Source organism: Ruegeria sp. CRTD044 (assembly GCF_059613485.1).
In genome coordinates, this window is the sequence record NZ_JBXWSP010000009.1 from 25677 (window position 1) to 48382 (window position 22706).

Annotated in this window: 22 protein-coding genes and 2 tRNA genes; 14 read left to right on the plus strand and 10 right to left on the minus strand. The window is 61.8% G+C overall.

Annotated features, from left to right (window positions below; genetic code table 11):
* Positions 1–12: 12 nt before the first annotated feature.
* Both gpt and fabI read right to left on the minus strand, forming a co-directional pair.
* Positions 13–522 (minus strand): xanthine phosphoribosyltransferase, encoded by a 510-nt coding sequence (gene gpt / locus AC2FNL_RS09135; protein ID WP_093962173.1) that lies wholly within the window; start codon positions 520–522, stop codon positions 13–15.
* 4 nt (positions 523–526) lie between these two features.
* Positions 527–1333 carry an enoyl-ACP reductase FabI gene (gene fabI, locus AC2FNL_RS09140; RefSeq protein WP_093962972.1) on the minus strand — a complete coding sequence of 269 codons (807 nt, stop codon included), beginning with the start codon at positions 1331–1333 and terminating at the stop codon, positions 527–529.
* Between the two features lie 135 nt (positions 1334–1468).
* On the opposite strand from fabI, the gene pdxH reads away from it, so the two are divergent.
* The 4 genes from pdxH (at position 1469) to AC2FNL_RS09160 (ending at position 3317) form a co-directional block, all read left to right on the plus strand.
* Positions 1469–2074: a pyridoxamine 5'-phosphate oxidase gene (gene pdxH, locus AC2FNL_RS09145; protein ID WP_170363392.1), complete on the plus strand. Its 606-nt coding sequence runs from the start codon at positions 1469–1471 to the stop codon at positions 2072–2074.
* A gap of 121 nt (positions 2075–2195) precedes the next feature.
* Positions 2196–2723: a cold-shock protein gene (locus AC2FNL_RS09150; RefSeq protein ID WP_093962172.1), complete on the plus strand. Its 528-nt coding sequence runs from the start codon at positions 2196–2198 to the stop codon at positions 2721–2723.
* A gap of 12 nt (positions 2724–2735) precedes the next feature.
* Positions 2736–3197 carry a DUF192 domain-containing protein gene (locus AC2FNL_RS09155; protein ID WP_496833297.1) on the plus strand — a complete coding sequence of 154 codons (462 nt, stop codon included), beginning with the start codon at positions 2736–2738 and terminating at the stop codon, positions 3195–3197.
* A gap of 43 nt (positions 3198–3240) precedes the next feature.
* Positions 3241–3317 (plus strand) — tRNA-Pro (locus tag AC2FNL_RS09160).
* A 6-nt stretch (positions 3318–3323) separates the two neighbouring features.
* On the opposite strand, the gene AC2FNL_RS09165 is transcribed toward AC2FNL_RS09160, so the two are convergent.
* A complete protein-coding gene (locus AC2FNL_RS09165; RefSeq protein ID WP_367646452.1) occupies positions 3324–3764 on the minus strand; it encodes a hypothetical protein in 441 nt (146 codons plus the stop codon).
* Between the two features lie 522 nt (positions 3765–4286).
* Here AC2FNL_RS09165 and AC2FNL_RS09170 point away from each other — a divergent pair.
* Together AC2FNL_RS09170 and AC2FNL_RS09175 are read left to right on the plus strand one after the other, a co-directional pair.
* Positions 4287–7913 (plus strand): vitamin B12-dependent ribonucleotide reductase, encoded by a 3627-nt coding sequence (locus AC2FNL_RS09170; protein WP_496833243.1) that lies wholly within the window; start codon positions 4287–4289, stop codon positions 7911–7913.
* Between the two features lie 540 nt (positions 7914–8453).
* Positions 8454–8699 (plus strand): EF-hand domain-containing protein, encoded by a 246-nt coding sequence (locus AC2FNL_RS09175; protein ID WP_093962168.1) that lies wholly within the window; start codon positions 8454–8456, stop codon positions 8697–8699.
* Between the two features lie 51 nt (positions 8700–8750).
* Here AC2FNL_RS09175 and AC2FNL_RS09180 read toward each other — a convergent pair whose 3' ends face one another.
* The gene (locus tag AC2FNL_RS09180) at positions 8751–10295 is read right to left on the minus strand and encodes a trimethylamine methyltransferase family protein (RefSeq protein ID WP_496833244.1); all 1545 of its coding nucleotides are present in this window, start codon (positions 10293–10295) and stop codon (positions 8751–8753) included.
* 414 nt (positions 10296–10709) lie between these two features.
* Between AC2FNL_RS09180 and AC2FNL_RS09185 the strand changes: the two genes are divergently transcribed.
* On the plus strand, positions 10710–11228 hold the full coding sequence (locus AC2FNL_RS09185) for an outer membrane protein (protein WP_496833245.1): 519 nt from the start codon (positions 10710–10712) through the stop codon (positions 11226–11228).
* A 16-nt stretch (positions 11229–11244) separates the two neighbouring features.
* Here the strand turns inward: AC2FNL_RS09185 and AC2FNL_RS09190 are convergent, their stop codons facing one another.
* The gene (locus AC2FNL_RS09190; RefSeq protein ID WP_496833247.1) at positions 11245–12432 is read right to left on the minus strand and encodes a pyridoxal phosphate-dependent aminotransferase; all 1188 of its coding nucleotides are present in this window, start codon (positions 12430–12432) and stop codon (positions 11245–11247) included.
* Between the two features lie 265 nt (positions 12433–12697).
* Between AC2FNL_RS09190 and cysS the strand changes: the two genes are divergently transcribed.
* The 3 genes from cysS to AC2FNL_RS09205 are packed head-to-tail and all read left to right on the plus strand — an operon-like array spanning position 12698 to position 16508.
* On the plus strand, positions 12698–14098 hold the full coding sequence (gene cysS, locus AC2FNL_RS09195) for a cysteine--tRNA ligase (protein ID WP_496833248.1): 1401 nt from the start codon (positions 12698–12700) through the stop codon (positions 14096–14098).
* A complete protein-coding gene (cimA, locus tag AC2FNL_RS09200) occupies positions 14095–15729 on the plus strand; it encodes a citramalate synthase (protein ID WP_170368481.1) in 1635 nt (544 codons plus the stop codon). The genes cysS and cimA overlap by 4 nt, the downstream gene beginning before the upstream one ends.
* Positions 15730–15731: 2 nt before the next feature.
* Positions 15732–16508 carry a squalene/phytoene synthase family protein gene (locus tag AC2FNL_RS09205; RefSeq protein ID WP_496833298.1) on the plus strand — a complete coding sequence of 259 codons (777 nt, stop codon included), beginning with the start codon at positions 15732–15734 and terminating at the stop codon, positions 16506–16508.
* Here the strand turns inward: AC2FNL_RS09205 and AC2FNL_RS09210 are convergent, their stop codons facing one another.
* Positions 16509–17735, minus strand: coding sequence for an MFS transporter (locus tag AC2FNL_RS09210; protein ID WP_496833250.1), 1227 nt, complete (start codon positions 17733–17735; stop codon positions 16509–16511).
* Positions 17736–17832: 97 nt separating this feature from the next.
* Between AC2FNL_RS09210 and AC2FNL_RS09215 the strand changes: the two genes are divergently transcribed.
* Together AC2FNL_RS09215 and AC2FNL_RS09220 are read left to right on the plus strand one after the other, a co-directional pair.
* The gene (locus tag AC2FNL_RS09215) at positions 17833–18465 is read left to right on the plus strand and encodes a DNA-3-methyladenine glycosylase family protein (protein WP_480721055.1); all 633 of its coding nucleotides are present in this window, start codon (positions 17833–17835) and stop codon (positions 18463–18465) included.
* Positions 18462–19127 carry an alpha/beta hydrolase gene (locus tag AC2FNL_RS09220; protein ID WP_496833252.1) on the plus strand — a complete coding sequence of 222 codons (666 nt, stop codon included), beginning with the start codon at positions 18462–18464 and terminating at the stop codon, positions 19125–19127. Before AC2FNL_RS09215 ends, AC2FNL_RS09220 begins: the two co-directional genes overlap by 4 nt.
* A gap of 10 nt (positions 19128–19137) precedes the next feature.
* Here the strand turns inward: AC2FNL_RS09220 and AC2FNL_RS09225 are convergent, their stop codons facing one another.
* Both AC2FNL_RS09225 and AC2FNL_RS09230 read right to left on the minus strand, forming a co-directional pair.
* Entirely contained in the window at positions 19138–19563 is a 426-nt protein-coding gene (locus tag AC2FNL_RS09225) for a VOC family protein (protein WP_496833253.1), read from the minus strand.
* Positions 19564–19594: 31 nt separating this feature from the next.
* Positions 19595–20200, minus strand: coding sequence for a pseudouridine synthase (locus AC2FNL_RS09230; protein WP_496833254.1), 606 nt, complete (start codon positions 20198–20200; stop codon positions 19595–19597).
* A gap of 213 nt (positions 20201–20413) precedes the next feature.
* On the opposite strand from AC2FNL_RS09230, the gene AC2FNL_RS09235 reads away from it, so the two are divergent.
* On the plus strand, positions 20414–21001 hold the full coding sequence (locus tag AC2FNL_RS09235) for an HNH endonuclease (RefSeq protein WP_093962158.1): 588 nt from the start codon (positions 20414–20416) through the stop codon (positions 20999–21001).
* A 2-nt stretch (positions 21002–21003) separates the two neighbouring features.
* On the opposite strand, the gene AC2FNL_RS09240 is transcribed toward AC2FNL_RS09235, so the two are convergent.
* Positions 21004–21468, minus strand: a complete 465-nt coding sequence (locus tag AC2FNL_RS09240) for a disulfide bond formation protein B (RefSeq protein ID WP_093962157.1) — start codon at positions 21466–21468, stop codon at positions 21004–21006.
* The gene (locus tag AC2FNL_RS09245) at positions 21465–22043 is read right to left on the minus strand and encodes a YqaA family protein (protein WP_093962156.1); all 579 of its coding nucleotides are present in this window, start codon (positions 22041–22043) and stop codon (positions 21465–21467) included. The genes AC2FNL_RS09240 and AC2FNL_RS09245 overlap by 4 nt, the downstream gene beginning before the upstream one ends.
* Positions 22044–22186: 143 nt before the next feature.
* On the opposite strand from AC2FNL_RS09245, the gene AC2FNL_RS09250 reads away from it, so the two are divergent.
* A tRNA-Leu gene (locus AC2FNL_RS09250) sits at positions 22187–22272 on the plus strand.
* Positions 22273–22706 lie beyond the last annotated feature (434 nt).

Sequence of the window (22706 nt, forward strand, 5' to 3'; positions counted from 1 at the left end):
GGAAAAGTGGGATCAGTCGGTGCCGCGATAGGGCTCGACATATTGCAGGGCCATATCCCAAGGGAAGAAGATCCAGGTGTCCTGGCTGACCTCGGTGATATAGGTGTCAACCATTGGGCGGCCCTTGGGCTTGGCATAGACCGTGGCGAAATGGGCCTTGGGGTACATCTTGCGCACCAGTTCCAGCGTCTTGCCGCTGTCGACCAGGTCGTCGATGATCAGCACGCCCTCACCATCCCCCATCAGATCGGCATCGGGGGCTTTGAGCACCTCGGCCTCGCCACGTTCTTGATGGTGATAGGATTTGACGCTGATGGTATCTACGGTGCGGATGTCCAGCTCTCGGCTGACGATCATCGCCGGTGCCATGCCGCCGCGCGTGATCGCCACCACGGCGCGCCAAGCACCGTCATCGGGGCCCTGACCGTCCAGCCGCCAGGCCAGCGCGCGCGAGTCACGGTGAATCTGGTCCCAGCTGATGTGAAAGCCTTTTTCGTGGGGCAGGCGGTCCTTTGCGCTCATGGTCTTATCCCTTTTCCACGTCCGGCGCGTCGACGGCTTTCATGCCTACGATGTGATAACCCGAGTCAACGTGCAGGTTTTCACCGGTCACGCCGCTGCTGAGGTCGGACAGAAGATAAAGGGCCGATTTGCCCACGTCATCGATGGTCACGTTGCGGCGCAGGGGCGAGTTGTATTCGTTCCACTTCATGATGTAGCGGAAGTCGCCGATACCGCTGGCGGCGAGGGTTTTGATCGGCCCGGCCGAGATCGCGTTGACGCGGATGTTGTCCTTGCCCAGGTCCTCGGCCAGGTATTTCACCGACGCCTCGAGCGCGGCCTTGGCCACACCCATGACATTGTAGTGCGGCATGACCTGCTCGGCGCCGTAATAGGTCAGGGTGATGGCGCTGCCGCCGTCGGTCATCAGCTTTTCGGCGCGTTGCATCACTGCGGTGAAAGAGTAGACCGATACGTCCATCGTCAGCTTGAAATTCGCGCGCGACGTGTCGACATAGCGGCCGCGAAGTTCGTTCTTGTCGGAGAAACCAATGGCGTGGACCACGAAATCCAGCTTGCCCCATTTCTCTTTCAGTGCCGCGAACAACTCGTCGATCGACTCTTCGTTGCTGACGTCACAGGGCAGGACGATCTCGCTACCCAGTTGGGCCGCCAACGGGTCGACCCGTTTTTTTAGTGCATCCCCCTGATAAGAGAAAGCCAGTTCGGCTCCGGCTTCGGACAAGGCGCGGGCGATTCCCCATGCGATTGATTTGTCATTGGCCAGTCCCATGATGAGGCCGCGCTTGCCGGCCATCAACTGATTTGACATGTTCGGTTCTCCGCCTGTCGTCGCGATGTGTTGCGTTGGTTTATGCCATTGATTGCGCTGCATCAAGGCCATGCACTCTTGCCCGGGGCGGGTTCTCGCCGTAGGGTCATGTTCAATTCGTTCCAGGGGATGGACATGAGTGAGCGAAACGGCATCTTTGCCGGTGACGATCCGTTCGTGATCGCGGCCCGTTGGTTGGCCGAAGCCGAAAAGACGGAACCGAACGATCCGAACGCGATTGCCCTGGCAACCGTGGACCCCGATGGTATGCCGAACGCACGGATGGTGTTGCTGAAGGATATCGAGGCGGACTCCTTCGTTTTCTATACCAACTATCACAGTGCCAAGGCCCAAGAGCTGGATGCGGCCGGCAAAGCCGCTTTTGTTATGCACTGGAAATCACTGCGGCGTCAGATCCGGGTTCGTGGTACAATCACCAAAGAAGACGGCCCTTTGGCCGACGAATATTATGCGTCACGCTCGCTGAAAAGCCGGCTGGGTGCCTGGGCTTCGCGACAGTCGGAACCTCTGAGCAGCCGGGCTGCTCTGATGGCCGAAGTTGCAAAGGTGACGGCAAAGCTGGGATCAAACCCGCCGCGGCCCGAATTCTGGGGTGGCTACAGGCTGATGCCGGTTGAAATCGAGTTTTGGGCGGATGGTGCCTTTCGGCTGCACGACAGGTTCCGCTGGCGGCGCGACCCGTCCGAGCAAAAGTGGAGCGTACAGAGGTTGAATCCATGACGTTCGCGTATCGTGAAATGCAACACACGGAAATGTCTGAATTTTTTCAGCTTGAATTTGCCCGACGTTTCCATACACATCAGACCCCTAATGACCCTTTGAATCTCGTGATGGGAACACCGTGCCAGAAGACCTGAACAGCATGTACCGCGTTCGTGGACACGTAAAATGGTTTGACCCCGCAAAGGGGTATGGCTTTGTCGTGTCCGACGATGGCGGCCCTGATATCCTGCTGCACGTGAACGTTCTGAGGAACTTCGGGCAAAGCTCGGTCGCTGATGGCGCGGGCATTGAGATCATGACTCACCGCACCGATCGCGGGGTTCAGGCGGTTGAGGTCGTGAGCATCGATCCGCCCGAGCGCGCCGACTCGGTGATGCTGGCGGATTTCGCCGAAATGGATCCCAATGAGATCGCGCATGCGCCGCTCGAGGCCGCGCGCGTCAAGTGGTTCGACAAGAGCAAGGGTTTCGGCTTTGCCAATGTCTTCGGCCGCAGCGAGGACGTGTTTCTGCATATCGAAGTTCTGCGCCGGTCCGGGTTGGCCGATCTCCAGCCGGGCGAGGCGCTGGCGATGCGGGTCATCGACGGCAAGCGGGGCCGCATGGCCGCACAAGTGCTTGCGTGGGAATCCGCGCTCAATGACTGAGCGCTGCGCGTGATGCGGATTCTGGCCGGTCTTCTTCTGAGTATTTTTCTGTCACAAGGCGCCTTTGCTGAATGCCGGTCTGACCGGGTGGACCTTCGCAATGACAAGGCACAGGTCCGGTTTCTGGTCGAATTGGCCGTTTCTCCGCAGGAGCGGGCAAAGGGTTTGATGTTCCGCGAAAGCATGCCTCAGGGCGAAGGGATGCTGTTCGTGTTCGATCCGCCCCAGCCGGTCGCATTCTGGATGAAGAACACCTTGATCCCGCTGGACATGATCTTTCTGGATCGCACTGGAGTGGTGACCCGTGTTCATTCCGACGCCGTACCGGGGGATCTGACCCCAATCGAGGGCGGCGATTCGGTCTTTGCGGTTCTTGAGGTGAATGCGGGACTGGCCGCCCGTTACTCGATCGCACCGGGTACGGTCATGCGCCACGAAATTTTTTCGCAAGGCTCTGCAATCTGGCCCTGTTAGGGCTTTTCAAATCCGAATGACACCGTTAGGAAGGCGCACGGTCCGGGGCGTGGCGCAGTCTGGTAGCGCACCTGTTTTGGGTACAGGGGGTCGTGAGTTCGAATCTCGCCGCCCCGACCACTTTCCTTACAACGGAGTTCCACCGAAATAACGGTAGAGCCGTGTCAACTCATCATCCAGAACCGAGCTTTCGACGGGAACCTTGATCGTCGCTCCGTCCTTCTGGGGGACCAGGAAAAACAACTCGGCATCGACCCGGTAACCGGCCTGATTGCGGGTCGAAGACATGCGGCGCACCCCTTTGGGCAAGTCCTGCGGGTAACCGTCATAGTTGAGGATCAAGAACGCGGTGGTTTCCGGAGGCAGAGAGGAACGGCACTCGAAACTGCTGCGCTCGGGGCGTGTGAACCGTTCCTCCGGACCTTCGCAGCTGATCTCGAACGTGCTGAACAATTGATCGGGGTATTCGGCGAACTGAGCGCTGCGTGAAGACTGTTCCGGCTCCGGCGTCGCGCAAGCGGCCAGCAAGGTAAGAACCGGTAACAAACGGATAATCGAGGTTTTCACGGCGCACTCCGTCTTTTGTGTGTCGTGATGCGTCGCGTCGCGCTGCCACGAAGATTGGTGATTCTCCCCTCAGTATGGGGCACGGACGGGCAGGTGACCATTTTCTCGTAACCGGGCCGGGAAAAAAGAAAATCCGATTTGACCGATCTGCACGGTTTTGTGGACAGCGTTGTGGAGGAATCGGCGCGTTCTGTCTTGGCCCATCCTGCGGTTTTGCGGTCAACAGAAAAGTTTTGGTTCGGAGCCAAAAAATGCCGTTGACCAACTATGGGTAGATACGCCAGATTGTATGGGCCGAGTGAGTTGCCACTAAATCTGGTAGGAATAGCCGGAGTTGGCATAGGGCGAGGGTCGGAAAGCACTCCAAACTGACGTGCAACCGTGCGAACGGGTTTGCGCTGCCAAAGGCAGCGCCCGGTCCTTTGCGTCCCTGATCGGCGGTCAAGGCGGGCGGCACCCCGCCAAAAAACGGAATTGGTGCCGGACAACCGAATTTGGGCTGATTGATCTAGGGCGGCGGACATGAAGATTGAAAGAACATTTACCAAGGCAGGGCAGGACGCATACGCAGAGTTGGACTTCGTGTCCGTCACGTCCGAGATCCGCAATCCGGATGGAACGATCGTGTTCCGCCTTGATAACATCGAGGTCCCCTCTCGGTGGAGCCAGGTCGCCAGCGACGTGATCGCTCAGAAGTATTTCCGCAAGGCGGGCGTTCCCAGCAAACTGAAAAAAGTCCGTGAGAAGGACGTGCCCGAGTTTTTGTGGCGCTCGGTTCCGGCCGACGATGCCGAATTTGGCGGCGAGACGTCTTCGAAGCAGGTGTTTGATCGCCTGGCGGGTGCGTGGGCCTATTGGGGCTGGAAGGGCGGTTACTTCTCGACCGAGGAAGACGCGCGCGCCTATTTCGACGAGATGCGCTACATGCTGGCGACACAGCGCGCCGCACCGAACAGCCCGCAATGGTTCAACACTGGTCTGCACTGGGCCTATGGGATCGACGGTCCGGCCCAAGGTCACCACTATGTGGACTACAAAACCGGTAAGCTGACCAAGTCGAAATCGGCCTATGAACATCCGCAGCCGCACGCGTGCTTCATCCAGTCGGTCGATGACGACCTGGTGAACGAAGGCGGCATCATGGATCTGTGGGTGCGCGAGGCGCGCCTGTTCAAATACGGCTCGGGTACCGGGACCAACTTCAGCCATCTGCGTGCAGAAGGCGAAGCGCTGTCGGGTGGCGGCAAGTCCTCGGGCCTCATGGGCTTTCTCAAGATCGGCGACCGCGCCGCTGGCGCGATCAAATCAGGCGGGACAACCCGTCGAGCAGCAAAGATGGTGATCGTCGATGCAGATCACCCTGACATCGAGCAATTCATTGAATGGAAGGTGATCGAAGAGCAGAAGGTGGCCTCGATCGTTGCTGGATCGAAGATGCACGAGAAGATGCTGAACGGCATTTTCGAGGCCATCCGCGCTTGGGACGGCGCACAGGACGACGCCTATGACCCCAAGAAAAACGACGCGCTGAAAGCGGCGATCCGCGAAGCGAAAAAGGTCGCGATCCCCGAGACTTATATCAAGCGCGTGCTGGATTATGCCAAGCAGGGCCACGACAGCATCGAGTTCCCGACCTATGACACCGACTGGGACTCTGAGGCCTACAGCTCGGTCTCGGGGCAGAACTCGAACAACTCGATCCGTGTGACCAACGCTTTCCTGAAGGCGGTAGAGAAAGATGCCGATTGGGAGCTGATCAACCGTACCGACGGCAAGGTTGCCCGGACGGTCAAGGCACGCGATCTGTGGGAAAAAGTCGGCCACGCGGCCTGGGCCTGCGCCGATCCGGGCATTCAATTCCACGACACGGTCAATGAATGGCACACTTGCCCTGAAGACGGCGAGATTCGTGGCTCGAACCCGTGCTCAGAGTACATGTTCCTGGATGACACGGCCTGCAACCTGGCTTCGATGAACCTGTTGACTTTCCTGAAGGATGGCGAGTTCCAGGCGGCCGACTACATGCACGCGGCCCGTCTCTGGACGCTGACGCTCGAGATCTCGGTAACAATGGCGCAGTTCCCGTCGAAAGAGATCGCGCAGCTGTCTTACGACTTCCGTACGCTGGGTCTGGGTTACGCCAATATCGGCGGACTGCTGATGAACATGGGCTACGGCTACGACTCGGACGAGGGTCGTGCGATCTGTGGCGCACTGACCGCGATCATGACCGGCGTTGCCTATGCCACCTCGGCCGAGATCGCCGGAGAGCTGGGGCCGTTCGCCGGCTACAAGCGCAACGCCGAGCATATGCTGCGGGTCATCCGCAACCACCGTCGCGCTGCGCAGGGTGTGACCCAGGGCTATGAGAAGCTGTCGGTCAAGCCGGTGCCGCTGGATCACGCCAACTGTCCGGACAAACGCCTTGTCGAATTGGCCATGAGCGCCTGGGACGAAGCGCTGAGCTTGGGCGAGAAGAACGGCTATCGCAACGCGCAGGCCACGGTGATTGCGCCGACCGGCACGATTGGTCTTGTGATGGACTGCGACACCACCGGGATCGAGCCCGACTTTGCGCTGGTGAAGTTCAAGAAACTGGCCGGGGGCGGCTACTTCAAGATCATCAACCGCTCGGTGCCGTCGGCGCTGGAAAAGCTGGGCTATTCCTCGGCCCAGATCGAGGAGATCGTGTCCTACGCGGTGGGTCACGGCACCTTGGGCAACGCGCCGGGGATCAACCACACCTCGCTGACCGGTCACGGGTTCGGCCCGAACGAACTGGCCAAGATCGACGCTGCGCTGGAAAGCGCGTTCGACATCCGGTTTGTCTTCAACCAGTGGACGCTGGGCGAGGATTTCTGCACCGGTGTTCTGGGCATCCCGGCCAGCAAGCTGAACGATCCGACCTTTGACATGCTGCGCCATCTGGGCTTCAGCAAGGCGGATATCGATGCAGCCAACGACCATGTCTGCGGCACCATGACCCTGGAAGGGGCCCCGCATCTGAAGCCCGAGCACTACTCGATCTTCGACTGCGCCAACCCCTGCGGCAAGAAGGGCAAGCGGTTCCTGGGTGTTGACAGCCACATCACCATGATGGCTGCGGCGCAAAGCTTCATCTCGGGCGCGATCAGCAAGACGATCAACATGCCCAATGACGCCACGATCGAAGATTGCCAGAAGGCCTACGAGCTGTCCTGGAGCCTGGGCGTCAAGGCCAACGCGCTGTATCGCGACGGGTCCAAGCTCAGCCAGCCGCTGGCGGCGGCGTTGGTCGAGGATGACGACGAAGCGGCTGAAATCCTCGAAAGCGGCTCGATCCAGGAAAAGGCAGTGACTCTGGCCGAGAAGGTCGTCGAAAAGGTGGTGGTCAAAGAGATCATCCGCAGTCACCGCGAAAAGCTGCCGCATCGTCGCAAGGGTTATACCCAAAAGGCGATCGTGGGCGGGCACAAGGTCTATCTGCGCACCGGCGAATTCGAAGATGGGCAACTGGGCGAGATCTTCATCGACATGCACAAAGAAGGCGCTGGCTTCCGTGCGATGATGAACAACTTCGCCATCGCCGTCTCGGTCGGTCTGCAATATGGCGTGCCGCTGGAAGAGTTTGTCGACGCCTTCACCTTCACCAAGTTCGAACCCGCCGGGATGGTTCAAGGCAACGACTCGATCAAAAACGCGACGTCGATCCTCGACTACATCTTCCGCGAACTGGCCGTGTCGTACCTCGATCGCACCGACCTGGCGCATGTGAAGCCCGAGGGCGCAACATTCGACGACCTGGGTCGTGGCGAGGAAGAGGGTGTATCGAACGTCTCGGAGATCAGCGACAGCGCGGCTTCGAAATCCCTCGAGGTGCTGAAACAGATCAGTTCGACCGGTTATTTGCGCAAGCGTTTGCCGCAGGACCTGATGATGTTCAACGGTGCCGCCGAAGCGACCGGACTGTCCGAAGCGGCTGTGACCTTTGAAACCAAGAGCGAAACCACCGTCGTCACCGAAACGGCTACGGGGATGGATGCCCGGACAAAGGCCAAGATGCAGGGATACGAGGGTGATCCTTGTGGCGAATGCGGAAACTACACGCTGGTGCGCAACGGCACCTGCATGAAATGCAACACCTGCGGGGCAACCAGCGGGTGTAGCTAAGGCAAACGCCCCGCCAGGCGGGGTGTAGGGACCTGGATTTCCCCCCGGACTTCCGGTCCCGACGAATTCGGAGCAAGGCAAAACCTGAGACTTACCCTAGGTTGCCCTGGTCCACTCGGCCGGCATGCCCGTGCTGGCCGGGAACAGGGTGGGGCGGAATATCGGTCCTTCCCACTCTCTCACGGGGCGGGTGCGCTCGTCCCATGTGCAGTCCAGGCCGCAGGCAAAAAAACACCGGGCGGTCAACGAATTGAGCCTGGACGGCAAAACTGACAGGGGGCTTCGGCCCCCTTTCTTTTTTCGACTCGGTCGGGCTGAGCGACAGATTGCCGGGAACAGGGGTACGGATGAGGGAAGTTGTGCCGATAGGCCGGCAAGCGGCTTGGCGCAGCGAAAGCTTGCGAATCCAAATGGCCCAAACGGGCAGGGATTAGCGCGAATTGCGGGAAAATCTCTGCGGCCGATGACAATGCGGCTGAGCGGGTGTTTTGTGTGCCTGTCCGGACAGACTACCACAAACCCCCTATCAGGAGACTGACAATGAACTCTCAGAAACTGGCCGTTCTGGCCGCAGTTGCCCTCGGGTTCCCTGCGCTTGCATTCGCGCAGAGCTCGGCTGACGCAAATGGCGACGGTGTTCTGACCATCGAAGAGGTTCAGGCCGTTGTGCCCGACATGGATGCCGATGCGTTCTCGCTTTTGGACGCGAATGGTGACGGCGCTTTGGATGAGGCCGAAATCGCAGCCGCGCAAGAAGCCGGTCTGCTGCCGCCCAGCAACGGTTAACAGCTTGAAGCACGAGGCAGCCCAGAGCGATCTGGGCTGCTTTTCAATTGGTTATGCAGGCAAATGAATGTTGAACCTGCTTCTGAGTCCCGCATCCAGCGCCGGATCGAAACGCGCCGGAGACGGAGCGCCAAGGATCTCTTCTTTGCGTGCGGTGGCCTTTTCGACCAGGTCCGGCTTGCCCAGCTCGGCCCATTCCTTGGGCGAGGTCCGGTCGCCAAGCGCCGGATAGACATAGTCGGCCTGCATACGGCTGAGTGTTGCGTCGGTACCCAGGTAGTGACCCGGGCCACCGAGACAGACCGACGCGATCTGGTCCAGCGCCAGCGTGTCGTCCGTGACCTCGATCCCACGAACGCATCGCAGGGCCTGACCGATCAGATCGTCACCAAGGATCAGGCTTTCAAAGCAGAAACCCAGCAGCGAAGCGTGCATGCCCGCTGCTTCGTAGACCATGTTCAGGCCGGACAGCCCGGCCATGACGTTGGAACACATCTGCTCCCATCCGGCTTGCATGTCGGGCAGTTTGGAGTCCGAAGCACCGGCTGCAGCGCCGCCGGGCAGGTCATAGAATTTGTGCATCTGGGCGCAGCCTGCCGTCAACAGGGCCTGCTCGCCAGACCCGACGCTCATCGCACCGGTCCTGAGATCAAGACCAAAGGGCCAAGTGCCAAAAACCGCCGGGGCGCCCGAGCTTACGGCGTTTACATAAACCAGACCGGCCAAGCATTCCGCCGTAGCCTGGACAATCGCACCGGCCACCGTTGACGGGGCCGTGGCGCCCGCCATTCCAGCGGATAGCAACAGGACCGGCATCCCCGCCTTGATGCATTCTTCCATCACCTGGCAGCTCTCGGTCGCGAATTTCATCGGTGGCACGACAAAGCAGTTCGAGTTCGAGACGAAGGGCCGCTCACGCCATTTGTCCTCGCCGCCAGCGATCATATGCAGCATTTCCATGGCCGGAGCTACATAGCTGGGGTCTGTGAAGGATGTTCCGATATGCTTGTAAGTTCCAGAACAACAAGCATAAATCGTGTTCAGATCCATTTCGCGGTTGTCGGTGATGTCGCGGCAGACCATGGGGCGCTGCACGAAATGGATATTGTCCAATTGTTCGCAAATCCGCGCGGCATCGTGCAAGTCCTGCACTGTCGAGTCGCGGTAATTGCGGCCTTGGGCGTCGACCATGCTGACGGCTGCCCCAGCGGTTCCATAATGAACACGTCCGCCGGACAGTTCGAGATCGGTTTTGCCGTCGCGGCTGTACAGCGTGACCGAGCGGTTGGCGCGGGCGATCGTGTCCTCGACCAGCGCACGGGGAAAACGGATGCGTCCGTCATCGCCCAGCGTACAGCCGGCATTCACCAGGTAATCGATCCCGCTGGGTGGTGCGTCGGCCAGACCGATGGTTTCGAGCGCATCGAGAGCGGCGGAGTGAATACGCTCCATGTCCTGCTGGCTGAGCGGTTTGTAGGTGCCGCCCTCAAGCCCCGGGCGGACGGGGCGCAGATGTTCGGGCAGGGCCGCGGCACGGGCGGCCCGACGGGCGGCGCGGCCGCCACTGCGGGACGTTGAGCGGGATTGGTCGTTCATGGTGAGGATTCCAAATTGAAAGTCAGGTCAAAGGGGGAAGCTTCAACCCGTCACGGCCGTCCTCGTGCCGCACGCCCCCTATCGGCACCGATGGTGCGGCTGATCAGGCAGATCTTCCAGATATCGTTTGGCATGTGGTCCTCAACTCCTGCGACGAATGATGTCAGGGTCCGAGCAAGCAATCTGTCCTGTTTGCGACCGATGTCGCTTTTGGCCTCGAAAATTTGGAACGTCGATGAACGCCGCAGGAAATCCTCACGCAAAGGGCGAAATATGTTATGCTTCCATTACTTATTGTTAAGATTTGCGTGACTTGAATTGATCTGACGGCACCAAAGCACATGTGTAATTGAGGTGCACATCACCGCATCTGTTGCAATCGCAAAGGGTGCTGAACGAAAACCGGAGGTCTGCATGAAACTGATCCGCGCCTTGCTGTCGGCCCTGCTGATTCCAGCGGCGCAGGTGGCGTTGGCCGAGGATTGGACCGGACCTTATGCCGGGTTCACCTTCGGTTATACCGACGCGGACGGCCCCGGCAGTAGTGGAGGCAATTCGGGCAGCATCGGTGCGAATATCGGATACAATCTGGATCTGGGCAGCTTCGTCGTCGGGGGTGAGTTGGAGTATGATCGACTGAATCTCGACCTGGGCGCCTCGGAGGGCAGTTTGGACAGCGTGTCCCGCGTGAAACTGCGCGGCGGGTACGAGTTCGGGCCCGCTTTGGGCTACGTCGTGGTGGGTGCCGCGCGGGCGAATACTTCGGGCGACAGCGACACAGCAGCAGTCTACGGGATCGGCGTCGCTTATCCTTTGGGCGACCGGCTGATTATCAGTGGCGAAGCCTTGCGGCAGAATTTCAACGATGTCACGCGGTCGCGCGGCGATCTGGATACCAACACCTTCAATCTGCGCACGACCTTCCGGTTCTGAACGAAACCCGCCTCGGTCACTCGGCCGCTGTCTGACCCGCCAGCCGGGCAGCGAAATCGCATAGGGTCTGAAGGGCGGCGGCAAACCGGTCATCATCAATGGTCATGGCCACGCGCACATGCCCTGCAGCGGCTTGTCCGAAGCTTTCGCCGGGCATGACCGCGATGGCGTGGGTGTCCAGCAGCGCATTAGCGAAGTCTTCGCCGCTTTGCCCTGTCGCGCGGATGTCCAGCATCAGATACATCGCGCCTTGTGCGGGGATCAGGCCCACAGTGTTTTGTCGGGCCAGAACCTGCATCGCCAGGGCGCGGCGGCGGCGGAAGGGGGCCGCAACCTCTTCTTCCAGTTCGTCCCCCGCGGTCAGCGCAAAGCTGGCAGCGTCCTGGATGAATCCCGGAACCCCGTAGGTGGTGTGCGTGGCAAGGTTGACCAGATGTTTTATGGCCTCTTCGGGGCCAACGATCCAACCGCAGCGCGATCCGGTCATGGCGTGGGATTTCGACATCGAGCCCACGACCAGGGTGCGGTCGGCCATACCGGGCAGGGCGCGGGGCGACAGGTGCGCGCCGTCCCAGATCTGCGTGTCATAGACCTCGTCCGAGATCAGCCAGAGGTTCCGCTCGCGGCACAGATCGGCAATCTCGGTCAGGGTTTCGCTGGAATAGACGACCCCGGTCGGGTTGTTCGGCGTGTTGATCAGCAGCGAAGCGGCACCCTCGGCCTGTTCCGCGATCAGGGCCACGTCGGGCTGAAAGGCGTCCTCGGCCCGGGTCTGAACCGCGCGTGCGACTGCGCCCGCTCCGCGGATGGTGCCGGGGTAGGTGGCGTAGAACGGATCAAGATAGAGGCCCACATCGCCCGGGTCGCACGCAGCCATATGCGCGGCGAACAGCGCGGCCTGTCCGCCCGGGGTGATCAGCACGTTGTGGCGCGTGGTGGGAACACCCGTGCGGGTCTGCACCCGCGCGGCCACGGTATCGCGCAGCAGATCCGTGCCCGGCACCATGGCGTATCCGGTATGGCCCGCACGCGCCGACCGGTCCATCTCGGCCAGGATCGAGGGGTGGGTACGGATGTCATGCTCGCCAATGGTCAGCTCGGTCACGGCTTGGCCTTCGGCGATCATGCGGCGCGCACGATAGAACACGTCCCACCCGTCCGAACCGCCTCCGTTTAGGTGCGTGATGCGGTGCGAAAGTTTCATGGCGCGCCTCCGTTGCAGCAAGTCCGCCGAATGGGTCAGAGCCGCGGTGATTTGTCAATCAGCTTCCCGGGTTGGCAACAGAAGTCTTGGCGCGCGGGACCGGGCGTGCTATGCGATGGGCCATGAACCGGAAGACCTGCATCATTATCTGCTGCATTCCCTGCTGAACTTTCACGCGGGCCGGTTTCTTTCGTTTTCTTCCCTGAGACAAGTTGCTAAGCCCGCGTCAACGCGCACGCTATTGCTGTATCCAGGAGCCAGACGCATGACGACGATCAAACTGCACAACACGCGGACCCGGACGAAGGAAGATTTCGTTCCGATCGATGCCGACAACGTGCGGATGTATGTCTGCGGACCCACCGTGTATGACCGGGCGCATCTGGGCAACGCGCGGCCCGTGGTGGTGTTTGACGTGCTGTACCGCCTGCTGCGTCACGTTTACGGGCCCGAGCATGTGACCTATGTGCGCAACTTCACCGACGTCGATGACAAGATCAACGCGACGGCCCTGGCGCGCAAGCAGGCCGGGGCCGAAGGAACGCTCGAGCAGTTGGTGCAGGAGCGGTCGGACGAGACGATCGGCTGGTACCTGCATGACATGGGGGCGCTAGGGGCGCTGGAGCCCGACCAGATGCCGCGGGCCACGCGGTATATCGATCAGATGATCGCGATGATCGAGGACCTGATCGCCAAAGGGCACGCCTATGAGGCCGAGGGGCATGTTCTCTTCGCCGTGGACAGCTGGCGCGACGACTACGGCAAGCTGTCGGGCCGGTCGGTCGATGACATGATCGCAGGCGCGCGGGTCGAGGTGGCGCCCTACAAGAAGAACCCGATGGATTTCGTGCTGTGGAAGCCCTCGGACGATGAACTGCCCGGTTGGGAGTCGCCCTGGGGCCTGGGGCGTCCGGGCTGGCATATCGAATGCTCGGCCATGAGCTATGAGTTGCTGGGCGAGAGTTTCGACATCCATGGCGGCGGCAACGACCTGATGTTTCCTCACCACGAAAACGAGATCGCCCAGAGCAAATGCGCCCATCCGCACGGCGAATTCGCGCGGTATTGGCTGCACAACGAGATGCTGCAGGTCGAGGGAAAGAAGATGTCCAAATCGCTGGGCAATTTCTTCACCGTGCATGACCTGCTGGATCAGGGCGTGCCGGGCGAGGTGATCCGGTTCGTCTTCCTGCAGACCCACTATCGCAAGCCGATGGACTGGACCGAGAAGAAGGCGCGCGAGGCCGAGGCCACGTTGCGCAAGTGGCGGGCGTTGACTGCGGGCATCGAGCCCGCACCCAGCGCGGCGCCCGCGGTGATCGAGGCGCTTGCCGATGACCTGAACACGGCGGGCGCCCTGGCCGAGCTGCATCGCCTGGCCTCGTACGGCGACGCCGCGACCTTGCTGGCCAGTGCGCGGGTCCTAGGCCTGTTGGAGCCCGGCATGGGGGCCTGGGCCGAGACCGACGGCGTGGATCTGTCGGCCCATGCCGACCGGCTGGCCCGTGTTCGGGCCGAGGCGATGCAGACCAAGGACTTCTCGGAAGTGGATCGGTTGAAGGCCGCCTATCTGGCGGCCGGCCTCGAAGTGCGGATGAGCAAGGACGGGGTCGAACTGGTGCCCGGCGCGGGCTTTGACGCCAGCAGTCTGGAGGGCGTTGAATGAGCAAAGAGCGCCTGTACCTCTATGACACCACGCTGCGCGACGGGCAGCAGACGCAAGGCGTTCAGTTCTCGACCGCCGAAAAGGTCCAGATCGCGCAGGCGCTGGATGCTTTGGGGGTGGACTATATCGAAGGCGGCTGGCCCGGTGCGAACCCCACCGACAGCGCGTTTTTCGATACTGCGCCCAAGACGCGCGCCCGCCTGACCGCCTTTGGCATGACCAAGCGGGCCGGGCGCTCGGCCGAGAATGACGACGTGCTGGCCGCGGTCATGAACGCAGGCACGCGGGCGGTCTGTCTGGTTGGCAAGTCGCATGACTATCACGTGACCGACGCGCTGGGGATCTCGCTGGAGGAGAATGTCGAGAACGTCCGCGCCTCGGTCGCGCATATCGTGGCGCAGGGGCGCGAGGCGCTGTTCGATGCCGAGCATTTCTTTGACGGCTACAAAGACAACCCCGCCTATGCGATGCAGGTCTGCCAGGCGGCGCTGGAGGCCGGTGCCCGCTGGGTGGTGTTGTGCGACACCAATGGCGGCGCGCTGCCGGCCGAAGTGGGGCGGATCGTGTCCGACCTGGTCGCCGCGGGCTTCCCCGGCGACCGGCTGGGCATCCACACCCACAACGACACCGAAAATGCTGTGGCCTGTTCCTTGGCGGCCGTGGATGCCGGCGCACGCCAGATCCAGGGCACGTTGAACGGGCTGGGTGAGCGTTGCGGCAACGCCAACCTGACCGCCCTGATCCCGACGCTGCTGTTGAAGGAGCCCTATGCCTCGGCCTTCGAGATCGGCGTCAACCGCGACGCGCTGACCGGTCTGACCCGCATCAGCCGCATGCTGGATGACATCCTGAACCGGGTGCCCAGCAAACAGGCGGCCTATGTCGGGGCCTCGGCCTTTGCGCACAAGGCGGGGCTGCACGCCAGCGCGATCCTCAAGGATCCGTCGACCTATGAACATGTCGATCCGGCCACCGTGGGCAATGCGCGGATCATTCCGATGTCGAACCAGGCGGGCCAGTCGAACCTGCGCAAACGCCTGACCGAGGCTGGGTTGCAGGTAGAGCCGGGCGACCCGGCGCTGGGGCGCATTCTGGAACGGATCAAGGCGCGCGAGGCCGAGGGGTATTCCTATGACACCGCGCAGGCCAGTTTCGAGCTGCTGGCCCGCGATGAACTGGGCCAGCTGCCGCAATTCTTCGAGGTCAAGCGCTACAAGGTCACGGTCGAGCGGCGCAAGAACAAGTACAACCAGATGGTCAGCCTGTCCGAGGCGGTCGTCGTGGTGAAGGTGGATGGCGAGAAGAAGCTGTCGGTCAGCGAGTCGATGGACGAAAACGGTAGCGACCGTGGCCCGGTGAACGCGCTGGCCAAAGCTTTGGCCAAGGATCTGGGGCAGTACTCGCCCATCCTGGACGATATGCATCTGGTGGATTTCAAGGTACGTATCACCCAGGGCGGGACCGAGGCGGTGACCCGCGTCATCATCGACAGCGAAGACGGGCAGGGGCGGCGCTGGTCCACGGTTGGGGTCAGTGCGAACATCGTCGACGCCTCGTTCGAGGCACTACTGGAAGCGATCCAGTGGAAGCTGGTGCGCGATTGCAGCCCGCAATCGGTGGTGGCCGAGTGAGCGTGCCCTTCGACGACGACGTCAAGGCCTGCGCGGCGCTGGTCCACCGGGCCGACCCCGATCGGTTCATGGCCGCGATGGCGGCGCCGATTCAGGCGCGGGCCGTGCTGTTTCCGATCTATGCGATGAACATCGAGGTCGCCCGCGCGCCGTGGGTCACCCAAGAGCCGATGATCGCGGAAATGCGCCTGCAATGGTGGCGCGACGCGCTGCAGGAGATCGCCGAAGGACCCTCCGTGCGGCGGCACGAGGTGGTCACGCCCCTGTCGCGCGTCCTGTCCCCGCATCTGGCGGCGATGCTGGATGAATTCGTGGCCGTAAGGCGTTGGGATATCTACCGGGATCCGTTCGAGGATGAGGAACACTTCGAGGCCTACCTCACCCACAGCGCAGGGTCGCTCATGGTCGCCTCGGCGCAAGCCCTGGGTGCCGCCGACGAAATGGTCCTGCGCGATTTTGGCTACGCGGTCGGTGTGGCGAACTGGTTCCGCGCCATCCCCGAGCTTGAAGCCCGCGGGCGCATTCCCCTGTTGGATGGGACGCCGGACGGGGTGCGCCAGTTGGCCGAGCGCGCGCTGGACAGGATGGCCGCGGCGCGAGCACGGCGCGCCGATGTTTCGGATCAGGCGCGCCCTGCGCTTTTTGTCGGCTGGCAGGCAGACCGCGTCCTGCGTCATGCTTTGGCTGAGCCCGGTCGGGTCGCTGCTGGTGCGCTGAACGTGGGCGAAATCCGACGACGCGTGTCACTGATCTGGACGGCTTCGACCGGTCGGTGGTGATCAGGAGAGTTTGGCCTCGCGGGGCCTCAGCACCAGCCACAGCAGCGCGCCGCCCGCCAAGGTCAGCAGCGGCACCATCGCCAGGTTGACGGCGGTCCATCCCTCGACCGGGGATCCGCCCGAACAGTTCATCAATCCGCCCGAGGCCAGCGACGCTATCGTCACGCCGCCGAACACCAGCAGGTCGTTCAGGCCCTGCACTCGGCCGCGTTCATGCACCTCGTGCTCGGCCGCCAGCATGCTGGTGGCGCCGATGAAGCCGAAGTTCCAGCCGATGCCAAGCAGCACGAGGGCCAGAAAGAAGTTCTCGATCTCAACGCCTTGCAGAGCCACAACGCCCGCACCGCCCAAAACCGCCAAACCGATGGCGACCATCTTCTCGGCCCCGAACCGGGCGATCAGATGGCCGGTGAAGAAACTGGGAACATACATCGCCAGAACGTGGCTGGTGACCACATCCGCCGCATCACCTTCGGAGAAGCCGCAGCCGACGACCGCCAGCGGCGTCGAGGTCATCACCAGGTTCATCAGCGCGTATGAGACCATGGCACAGATGATGGCCACGGCGATGCGCGGAGTTTTCAGCAGTTCGAGCCGCGACCGGCCTTTGGGTGCATCCTGTGACGGACGGTCGGGGGTCGGAATGTCCAGAAACAGGAACAGGACCGAACCGATGACGTTCACCGCGATCACCGCGAAATAGGTGCCCAGGAACGGAATGACATAGGCCTGCGAGGTCAGTTTGACGATCTGCGGCCCGATGATGGCCGCAGCCAGACCGCCGGCCATGACGTACGAGATCGCCTTGGGCCGGAACGCGTCCGACGCGGTATCAGCGGCGGCAAAGCGATAGAAGCCATGTGCGCTCATGTAGATGCCGGTCAGCAGGCTGCCCAACAGGAACACGGGAAACGATCCCAGGTACAGGCCATAGGCGCCTACGGCGCCGCCCACCGCTCCGGCGGTGGCGCCGACGAGGAACCCAGCGCGGCGGCCCCAGCGCTGCATGATGGCCGAGACCGGCGTGGCCGCCAGCATCGAACCCAGAACGATCAGCGAAATCGGCAGCGTGGCGAGGCAAGCGTTGCTGGCCAGCGACTGGCCCGCCAATCCGCCGACGATGAAGATCATCGGCATCTGCGCGCCCAGAATCGCCTGGGCCGCCACCAGAACGGCAACATTCCGTTTGGCGCGGGTATCGTCGGGGGCGGTGCTGGTCATCGTCATGCGCAAATGGGTATCGGCGAACCGACAGACATACAAGCGGGTTGCATATGCGACAAAGCAGCCTAACCTGCGCCCCGAACCGCCACCCGGAGCCGCCATGACCGTTGGTCGAATTATCGAGACACCAGAATGCGTTGCGGAAGGGGCCGAGTGGCTGTCTGACGCCTGTCCGCGCATGGCGCACGCGATCGAACTGACCCGCCCGTTGCCCTTGCGCCGCCGGCCTGACGGCTTCGCGCAACTGCTCAGCGCCATCGTTAGCCAGCAGGTCAGCGTGGCCTCGGCCAACGCGATCTGGAGGCGGATGCAGCAGGCGGGCCTGACCGGGCCACGCAAGATCAAATGGGCCACCGACGACGATCTGCGTGCAGTGGGGCTGAGCCGCCAGAAGATCCGGTATGCCCGGGCGCTGGCCGAGGCGCGGATCGACTACAAGGCCCTGCGCGAGGCACCCGATGACGTGGTCATTGCGGCCCTGACACAGGTGCCGGGCATCGGGGTTTGGACGGCCGAGATCTATGCCATGTTCTCGCTGGGGCGGGCGGATGTGATCGCGCCGGGCGACCTGGCCCTGCAGGAGGCCGCGCGGATGCTGTACGGCCTGCCGGATCGGCCGACCGACAAGGCGCTGCGGCAGATGGCCGAAGTGTGGTCGCCGTGGCGGTCGGTTGCAGCCCGGGTTCTGTGGGCCTATTACCGCGTGGCCAAGGATAGGGAAGGGATCAGATGACACGGGTTTTGAACGCGCTCCGCAAAGAGCCGGTTTCGGGCGACACGCGCTCGGTCGTGGTGTTCGTGCATGGCTATGGCGCCAACGGGGCCGATCTGCTGGGCCTTGCGGATGTTTTGGGCGAACACCTGCCCGACACGCTGTTCGTGGCCCCCGACGCGCCCGAGCAGATCCCCGGCATGCCCAACGGGTTCCAGTGGTTTCCGATCCCGTGGATCGACGGCTCGTCCGAGGAAGAGGCCCGGCGCGGCATGGAAATGGCAGTCGAGGATTTCAACGCATTTCTCGACGCCCTGATGGTGGACGAAGACGTGCTGCCCGAGCAGGTGGTGCTGTTCGGCTTTTCCCAGGGCAGCATGATGAGCCTGCACGTGGCCCCGCGTCGCGAAGATCCGGTGGCTGGCGTGATCGCGTTTTCCGGCCGCCTGCTGGAGCCTGACCTGCTGGCCGACGAGGTGGTCAGCCGGATGCCGGTGCTGCTGGTCCATGGCGATGCCGATGACGTGGTGCCGCTGCAATCGCTGCCCGAGGCCGCCGAGGCCCTGCAGCGTGCGGGCTTCAAGGAGGTCTATGCCCACATCATGAAGGGCACCGGCCACGGTATCGCACCCGACGGGCTGGGCGTCGCGTTGGCCTTCATGCGGGACAAGCTGAGTCTGTAACGCGGAAGGGTCACCCCCACAGGTGCCCCTCGGCAAACTCCACCGAATTACCGGCCGGGTCACGCACATAGAGCGACCGAGCCCCGTTGGGCCAGTCAAACTCGGCCTCGACCGGGACGTTCCAGTCCAGCAGATGCTTGCGCATCGACGCGATCTGGTTGCGGGTCAGGATGAGGCACACATGCCCCGGACCGCGCGCACCATGCGGCGGCACCGGCAGGTCAGGATTGGTCGCAGGCTGTTCCGTCTGGTCCGGGTTGAACAACAGCAACACCGAGGTGCCGACCCGGAAGAACACGTGCCGGCCCTCGACGCGCTGAATGCGGTCCAAGCCCAGAACCTCGCCATAGAACCGTTCGGCGGCGTCCAGATCATCGACATACAGCGCGGCCTCGAGAATGCCCGAAGGCGACGGGATTCCGGCTGCTACTTTCATGACGCTATAATAACGGACATCGCTGAAAAAGTCACCGCCGCGGACGCCGGTCCCGCTTGCGTTGGGGGGCGGTTTCCAGAACGGGCATCGGCAGGCTGTCCCAGCTGCCGGGGGCGAGATCGTCTAAGGTCCAGTCTCCGATCCGGGCGCGGATCAGGCGCAGGGTGGGGTGGCCCACGGCGGCCGTCATGCGGCGCACCTGACGGTTGCGCCCCTCGCGCAGTGTCAGTTCCAGCCAGCAATCCGGCACCGACTTGCGCTCGCGGATCGGAGGCGTGCGTGGCCACAGACCTTGGGGTTCGTCGATCAGCCGCGCCTTGGCTGGGCGGGTCATGCCGTCATTCAATTCGACCCCGTCGCGCAGGGCCCGGATGGCCGCCGCATCCGGGATTCCTTCGACCTGGACCCAGTAGGTTTTGGGCATTTTGTGCTTGGGATCCGAGATCTGGGATTGCAGCCGCCCATTGTCAGTCAGCAGCATCAGCCCCTCGCTGTCACGGTCCAGCCGCCCGGCCGGATAGACCCCGGGCAGGTCGATGAAATCCGACAGGGTGCTGCGGGGCGACTCGGCATATTGCCGGTCGGTGAACTGCGGCAGCACGTCAAAGGGTTTGTTGAAGCGGATGAACCATGACATGGGCTCCGCCATACTCTCAGTTCCGGACCTGCGCAAGCTGTGGATAACTGTCACGTGATTGTTACGGATTCGGAATAGTCCGTTACCGAGATGTTGTGGAAAAACAGGACTTGTCAGAGTTTTAACACGATATATAGTTAAGTTAAGACCGGGGCGGGTGCTCCCCGCTCTGGTGTCCCATACAGGCAGCCGAGAGCGAGGAGCGATTCAGCCATGGACGGAGATTTCAGGACCGAATTTGTCAGGGAGCCAGGTGCCCTCAAGCACCATCCGGCATTGGTTTTGAACGCCGATTATCGCCCGCTTTCCTACTATCCGCTGTCGCTTTGGCCCTGGCAGGAGGCGATAAAGGCCGCCTGGCTGGACCGGGTTGATATCGTCGCCGAGTATGACGAAGTGGTCCGCAGCCCGAGTACGGTGATCCGAATACCGTCGGTGGTTGTCCTGAAAGACTATGTGAAACCCAGAAAGCGCGTGGCCTTCACGCGCTTTAATTTATTTCTGAGGGATGAATTCCGCTGCCAGTACTGCGGCAGCCGGGGCGAACTGACTTTCGACCACGTCGTGCCGCGTGCAGCAGGGGGTGTCACCAGTTGGCAGAACGTGGTGGCCGCCTGCAGTCCATGCAATCTGCGCAAAGGGTCGAAATCGCTGCGTCAGGCCGGGATGAGCCTGCGCAAGCCACCTCGGCAGCCTGACGCCAGCATGCTGCAGAATATCGGACGGAAGTTTCCGCCGAACCACCTGCACGAAAGCTGGATCGACTTTCTGTATTGGGACGCAGAATTGGACGCCCAGTAGGTTCAACGCGCGCGCCAGGCGGCCAGCCAGACCAGAACCAAACCGGCGGACAGCAGGGCGTTCCACCCAGCCATGGACAGCCCGAACATTTCCCACGGGATATCATCGCACCGCACCAACGGGGCGGCCATGATCTGCTCCATCAGTTCCTCGGCGGACAGGCCGCTAATACTGCCCGATGTGCAACTGGACGGACCTTCCCAAAGACCACGCTCGACCCCGGCGTGATAGACGCCGATACCGGACGTGGCGGCGGCAGCGGCTGCGCCGAGGAGAGGCAGCAGGCGCACGCCCGGAAGTGCAAAGGCCAGCGCGCCGAGCAATACAGCCGCACCATGCGGGTAGCGTTGCCAGATGCACAATTTACACGGGGCCATGCCGCCCAGATACTGGAACCCCCAAGCCGCAAGAAGCAAAGCTGCAGACCCACCCGCAGCCAGCAAAATGAGTGTCCGTTTCCGCGTCATATGTATTTCACCACCAGAAATCCGCCGATCAGAAGAATGATGAACAAGGTGAACATCAACCCAAGCCGTTTTTCGATGAAGTCCCGGATAGGCTCGCCAAAGCCCCAAAGCAACCCGGCGACGATGTAGAACCGCAAAGCGCGGGCGAGAATCGAAGTGGCGATGAACGTCCCCAGTGGCATTCCCGTCCAACCGGACATGATCGTGATGACCTTGTACGGGAAAGGCGTGACACCGGCGGTCAGAACGGCCCAGAACCCGAAATCGTTGAACCGCTGGTTGAACTCCTGCATCGCGTGACCCTTGCCCATCGCTTCGAGGATGGGTTGTCCGATGCTGTCGTAGAAGAACGCGCCGATTGCGTATCCCAAAAGGCCGCCCAAGACCGAGAACACCAGCGCAACGGTGGCAATCAGCCATGCCCGCGATGGGCGCGCCAGAATCATCGGGATCATCAGCACGTCGGGTGGAATCGGAAAGACCGAGCTTTCGATGAATGCCACAAATGCCAACACCCACAGTGCGTGTGGGTGGTCGGCCAGTCGAATCGTCCGATCATAAAGCGATTGCAGCATCAGCGCGTGTTCCCAAGCTTTGTCATGACGAGGCAAACCACGCGTCCGACGGGGCGTCAACCGATCTGTCTCGGGCTGATCGTCGATTGACCGATTTTTGCCTCTGGACGTTCGGCAAGATGGGCGGTAATTCAATGCGCGTGGCCCAAGTGGCGGAATGGTAGACGCAGGGGATTCAAAATCCCCCGCCTTCACGGGCGTGAGAGTTCGAGTCTCTCCTTGGGCACCACCACCGCAACCGTTACCGCATAGTCCCCAGGGCGTTTGAGCTGTCAAAGCTCGCGTGCTCGGCTGGCTACAGCTCGAGCATCCAGCCTCGAATTGAGCGAGGAAACTGTACGCGGAACAGTGGGATCCGGACCGTTGTCTGATGCGGTATCACGAGCAACGGTAGAGTTTCCAAATCGGCAACTATAGCCAACGCAGAGGCTGTCTGTGTCTCCGTTGGACGGTGTCTCTGACAGCGTATCCGCGCGCGACTGGGCGCTGAAGTGGGCACATTCCAGAGTGATATGACCCTTGAAGCTCGTGCAATATGAATGCGGCCGCATTGGGTGAAGGGCTTTCAAATAATTGAAAGAACGCGATTATGGTACAGCGTCACTGGGATAGGCCGTGACGCCATCATTTGGCCATAGAAATTGGTGAAACAATGAGCCGTGA

What these genes read in the sequence shown, in the direction of transcription:
- AC2FNL_RS09210 (WP_496833250.1), bottom strand. Translation starts at nt 17,735, where the DNA reads ATGACGATGACCAGCACCGCCCCCGACGATACCCGCGCCAAACGGAAT.
- AC2FNL_RS09230 (WP_496833254.1), bottom strand. Translation starts at nt 20,200, where the DNA reads ATGTCATGGTTCATCCGCTTCAACAAACCCTTTGACGTGCTGCCGCAG.
- AC2FNL_RS09155 (WP_496833297.1), top strand. Translation starts at nt 2,736, where the DNA reads ATGCGGATTCTGGCCGGTCTTCTTCTGAGTATTTTTCTGTCACAAGGC.
- fabI (WP_093962972.1), bottom strand. Translation starts at nt 1,333, where the DNA reads ATGTCAAATCAGTTGATGGCCGGCAAGCGCGGCCTCATCATGGGACTG.
- AC2FNL_RS09220 (WP_496833252.1), top strand. Translation starts at nt 18,462, where the DNA reads ATGACACGGGTTTTGAACGCGCTCCGCAAAGAGCCGGTTTCGGGCGAC.
- AC2FNL_RS09240 (WP_093962157.1), bottom strand. Translation starts at nt 21,468, where the DNA reads ATGACGCGGAAACGGACACTCATTTTGCTGGCTGCGGGTGGGTCTGCA.
- AC2FNL_RS09215 (WP_480721055.1), top strand. Translation starts at nt 17,833, where the DNA reads ATGACCGTTGGTCGAATTATCGAGACACCAGAATGCGTTGCGGAAGGG.
- pdxH (WP_170363392.1), top strand. Translation starts at nt 1,469, where the DNA reads ATGAGTGAGCGAAACGGCATCTTTGCCGGTGACGATCCGTTCGTGATC.
- cysS (WP_496833248.1), top strand. Translation starts at nt 12,698, where the DNA reads ATGACGACGATCAAACTGCACAACACGCGGACCCGGACGAAGGAAGAT.
- AC2FNL_RS09175 (WP_093962168.1), top strand. Translation starts at nt 8,454, where the DNA reads ATGAACTCTCAGAAACTGGCCGTTCTGGCCGCAGTTGCCCTCGGGTTC.
- AC2FNL_RS09180 (WP_496833244.1), bottom strand. Translation starts at nt 10,295, where the DNA reads ATGAACGACCAATCCCGCTCAACGTCCCGCAGTGGCGGCCGCGCCGCC.
- AC2FNL_RS09185 (WP_496833245.1), top strand. Translation starts at nt 10,710, where the DNA reads ATGAAACTGATCCGCGCCTTGCTGTCGGCCCTGCTGATTCCAGCGGCG.
- AC2FNL_RS09225 (WP_496833253.1), bottom strand. Translation starts at nt 19,563, where the DNA reads ATGAAAGTAGCAGCCGGAATCCCGTCGCCTTCGGGCATTCTCGAGGCC.
- AC2FNL_RS09190 (WP_496833247.1), bottom strand. Translation starts at nt 12,432, where the DNA reads ATGAAACTTTCGCACCGCATCACGCACCTAAACGGAGGCGGTTCGGAC.
- AC2FNL_RS09170 (WP_496833243.1), top strand. Translation starts at nt 4,287, where the DNA reads ATGAAGATTGAAAGAACATTTACCAAGGCAGGGCAGGACGCATACGCA.
- AC2FNL_RS09235 (WP_093962158.1), top strand. Translation starts at nt 20,414, where the DNA reads ATGGACGGAGATTTCAGGACCGAATTTGTCAGGGAGCCAGGTGCCCTC.
- AC2FNL_RS09245 (WP_093962156.1), bottom strand. Translation starts at nt 22,043, where the DNA reads ATGCTGCAATCGCTTTATGATCGGACGATTCGACTGGCCGACCACCCA.
- gpt (WP_093962173.1), bottom strand. Translation starts at nt 522, where the DNA reads ATGAGCGCAAAGGACCGCCTGCCCCACGAAAAAGGCTTTCACATCAGC.
- cimA (WP_170368481.1), top strand. Translation starts at nt 14,095, where the DNA reads ATGAGCAAAGAGCGCCTGTACCTCTATGACACCACGCTGCGCGACGGG.